The organism is Halochromatium sp. (assembly GCF_054919635.1).
Window position 1 is genome coordinate 1 of the sequence record NZ_JBUDPI010000357.1, and the last position, 3770, is coordinate 3770.

5 protein-coding genes are annotated in these 3770 nt (G+C 65.0%); 1 reads left to right on the top strand and 4 read right to left on the bottom strand.

The annotated features are described in order from the left end of the window. The coding region (locus ACY693_RS16500) for a hypothetical protein (RefSeq protein WP_462322903.1) at positions 1-327 on the top strand (327 nt) is incomplete at its 5' end. Positions 328-524: 197 nt separating this feature from the next. Here the strand turns inward: ACY693_RS16500 and ACY693_RS16505 are convergent. The 4 genes from ACY693_RS16505 to ACY693_RS16520 all read right to left on the bottom strand — a co-directional run. Beyond that, positions 525-1088: a DUF3299 domain-containing protein gene (locus tag ACY693_RS16505; RefSeq protein WP_462322904.1), complete on the bottom strand. Its 564-nt coding sequence runs from the start codon at positions 1086-1088 to the stop codon at positions 525-527. A 364-nt stretch (positions 1089-1452) separates the two neighbouring features. Beyond that, positions 1453-2712, bottom strand: a complete 1260-nt coding sequence (locus ACY693_RS16510) for an ABC transporter permease (protein ID WP_462322905.1) — start codon at positions 2710-2712, stop codon at positions 1453-1455. A gap of 24 nt (positions 2713-2736) precedes the next feature. After that, complete coding sequence (locus tag ACY693_RS16515; RefSeq protein ID WP_462322906.1) at positions 2737-3465, bottom strand: ABC transporter ATP-binding protein; 729 nt, start codon at positions 3463-3465, stop codon at positions 2737-2739. 18 nt (positions 3466-3483) lie between these two features. Further along, positions 3484-3770, bottom strand: a 287-nt coding sequence (locus ACY693_RS16520; protein ID WP_462322907.1) for a ZrgA family zinc uptake protein, incomplete at its 5' end; no start/stop codon positions are given.

Consider the following 3770-nt stretch of genomic DNA (forward strand, 5'->3'; position numbering starts at 1 on the left):
GTGCGGCTAGCGATGGCGGCTGTGGTTCAGATCCGACGGCCGCAGTTTACGGTTCAGAAGATCTTCGGCGCAGACCATGTCGAGAGCCATCATTTCGTGCGCGAGCTGGGTTTCGCGAATCTAAACCTCGGCGTGCTTGCGATCCTGTCATTGCCGATACCGGAGCTGCGCCTGGGTGCAGCACTCGCTGGCGGCCTGTTCATGGGGTTGGCTGGCCTCTATCACGCGCTCAAGAAGCCAGCCAGCGGCAACGAATGGCTCGCCATGCTCACCGATCTGATGATAGCGGCACTGATGGCCGTCTACCTGCTCAGTCAGATCGGATAGGGTCGTCGAAGGCCACGGGCCGCCTGATGTTGAACGGCCTGCTGCTCGATACCGGATACCCGGCTCTCGACCTCATGTCCAAAGTAGACCCCAACAGCCCTGGCAAGTCGCGCGCGAGGCGCGTCACGAGCCAGGCCCTGATCTCGTCGACACTGAGCGGATCTCGGCGCTCTCGCCATCGACCTCTGCGGGCACGTCTAGGGCTCCTCGTACAGGCTCACTTGGGCCTCCTCAATGCGGTAGCCGGCTTCACCGAGCTCGTCGCTGAACGGCTCGACCCGCATACGGCCTTCGACCCAGACCGTGTCGAACAGGCCGCCCTCGTAAGGCAGATCATCTGGAGTGGTGACCAAGATCGTCTGATTGGCCGGTGGCGGCGGGACATGGATACAGGCGCCGAAGTAGGGCACCAGCAGAAATTCGCTGATCATCGTCGTATCCATCTCCAGGGGCACGACGAAACCGGGCAGACGTACCTGTCGTCCGTCGAGCGCCTCGACCACGGGTGCCTCAGCCCAGAGTGCCTGGAGCTCCTCCATCAGCGCTTGCGCTCTCGGGTCGTCGTCGGTCAGGTTTTCGGCATCGTATTGCTCCATCAGGACCTCCGGCTGCCAGTCGGCCGGGATCAGGTCGTTCCAGGACAGCTCGCGCGCGGTCCCATCAGATGGCTCGATCGCGAGCTCCTGCTCGGTGAGCCCTCCGGTCTCAGCCCCTCCCGTTGTGTCGTCCGAGGAATCATCGCTGCAGCCGGCGAGCAGCAAGGCGAAGACTCCGGCAGCGATGAGCGATCGGCCGAGTCCATACGCGCGCGGGGATGGGCCCCCGTGTGGTGGCACCGATACTATGCTCGCTGCGTCGAGTCCGTGCGCGCGCCGGGATGGGCCGGTGCTGCTCGTGCCTATTGGTGAGCGAGCTGCTGGTGCGTAGGCCGGCAAGGCGCAAAAGGAAGGGGCGACGCACTCTGAGGGCCCGTGCGTGGGGTGACCTGAAGGCTGGTCGCTGACTGCAATCTGGGCTGAGCTGAGCGTGGGTCGGATCATTCGCGGTTGCCTTTGGCGAAGACGAGTGGGGTGTTCAAATCAGTCGCGGATCTCGATGGCATCAGGCGCATTGTGCTAGTGCTTCTTAGAGTCGCAATGAGAGGCCACTGCTCAGCGACATCCGGTAGGCCCGCCAGCCGGGGATCAGCCCCACCAGGAGCCCTGTGCACAGCACGGCCGCGAGCAGCAGCCATTCGTGCAGCTTGGGCAGCCCGAGGCCGAGATGCAAGCCGAGCCGCGCCTCGATCAGCGGTTGGCCGAGTGCGAAGGCCAGGCTCAAGAGTACGACGCCGACCAGGATGCCGAGTACTGTCAGGAGCAGGGCCTCACCGATGATGAGTCCGAGCACATGAGCGGGCCGTGCCCCGAGCGAGCGCAGGATCGCCAGCTCGCGGCGGCGGCCCTCCAGGCCGATCAGCAGGGCGGTGAGCATACCGATTAGCCCCACCAGCACGACAAAGGTGGAGACCACCAAGAGCGCGTTCTCGGCCAGTCCGATGACCGACCAGAGCTCGGAGAGGGCGACGCCGGGGAGCACCGCGAGCAAGGGCTCCTGCGGGTACTCATTGATGCGTCGCTGCAGCGCAAAGGTGGCAATGCGCGACTCAAGCCCGATGAGCACCGCAGTGATCGCCTTTGGCGTCAGGTCCAGCTGACGGGCCTGCTCGGCATCGATCTCAAGGCCCCGCAGCGGCGCGCCACCCTCCCAGCCGAGGTGGATCGCCTCGATCGCCTCCAGGCTGACATGGACGCTGCGGTCGACGGGCGTGCCGGTCCGCTCCAGGATGCCGACAACCCGAAACGGCTTGTCCTCGTGGCGGGCAAAGCTCACATCGCCGGCCCCGTGGGCGATGATGATCTCGTCGCCGAGCCGATAGCCGAGCTCGGCCGCCACCTCGGCCCCGAGTACGGCGTCATAGAGGTCGGCGAAACGCTCGCCTTTGGCCAACACCAGCGGCTCGTCGCGCCCGTAGCGGTAGTGATCGAAATAGGCCGTGGTCGTGCCCAGCACCGGGAAGCCGCGGTGCGAGTCGCCGAGCGAGAGCGGCACCGTCCAGGCCACGCGTGGCATCGCTGCGATCTCCTGATAGCTCTGCCAGGAGATATTGTTGGTCGCGTTGCCGATGCGAAACACCGCGTACAGCATCAGCTGCACCGGCCCGCTGCGCGCGCCGACGATCAGATCGGTCCCGGAGAGGGTGTTGGCGAAGCTCGCCCGTGCCTCGGTGCGGATGCGCTCGACCCCAAGCAGCAAGGCGACACTGAGCGCGATCGACAACAAGGTCAGCAGGGCCGTGAAACGCCGGTTGAGGAGGCTTTGCAGGGCAAGTCGAAGGATGGCCATGGCGATGATGCCGGGTTGCTGCGCTCAGGGCGCGAGCGGGACCTGGTCTGTTGTCGCCGCTGCCGTTCGATTCAGCGCCGGCAGCCGCAAGGTGCGGTCGAACAGCCCTTCGAGGCTGGCATCATGGCTGACGAAGATCAGCGTTGAGCCCATCTCCGCGCATTCGGCGAACAACAGCTCAAGGAAGGCTCGGCGGCGATCGGCATCGAGCGACGAGGTCGGCTCGTCAGCGATCAGCAGCTCGGGCGCGCCGAGCAGCGCTCGGGCCGCGGCCACCCGTTGCTGCTGGCCGATACTGAGCTCATTCACTGGTTGTTGCAGTAATCCGGGCTGATCCAGATCCAGATGGCCGAGCAGTCGCTTGGCCTCCGCTGCCAAGCTCGTCGAGCGCGCTAGTGCACGCTTGCGGCGGCGGTGCGAGAACCGTGCCGGCAGCGTGACATTGTCGATGATGCCGAGATAGGGAATCAGATTGAAGAGCTGAAAGATGTAACCGATGTGATCGGCGCGAAAGCGGTCGCGCGCCGCCGAGCCGAGCTGGTCGAGCCGCTGGCCAAGGACCTCAATGCGACCCTGTTGCGGCTGGTTGACGCCGGCCAGGAGGCCGAGCAGCGTGCTCTTACCGCTGCCGCTCGAGCCTTCCACGAAGAGCCGCTCACCGGCGGCGACCTCAAGTGCGTCGATGGCGAGGATATCCGGACCCTGCGCGCGCCAGCGGAAGCGCAGCTGATGGAGCGCGACGATCGGATTCATAGCAGGCAGCCCATCGCCTCAGAGGGGCAATTGCCGGTCGTTTGCGGTCAGCTCCAGGGCGTCCTGGCGCGTCTCTGAGATCAACTGAACCTGCAGCTTTTCGGCGCGCGGGAAGGCCTGAAAGTATCCGATGGACAGCGCCTCGAGCTTGCTTGGCTGCCGGCATTCGAAGACATAGCTGGCGTAGGCATCAGCATGCGACTCATGGCTATGATCATCGGCATGCTCATGCTCATGCTCATGCTCATGCTCATGCTCATGCTCGTGGTCGTGGTCGTGGTCGTGGTCGTGGTCGTGGTCGTGGT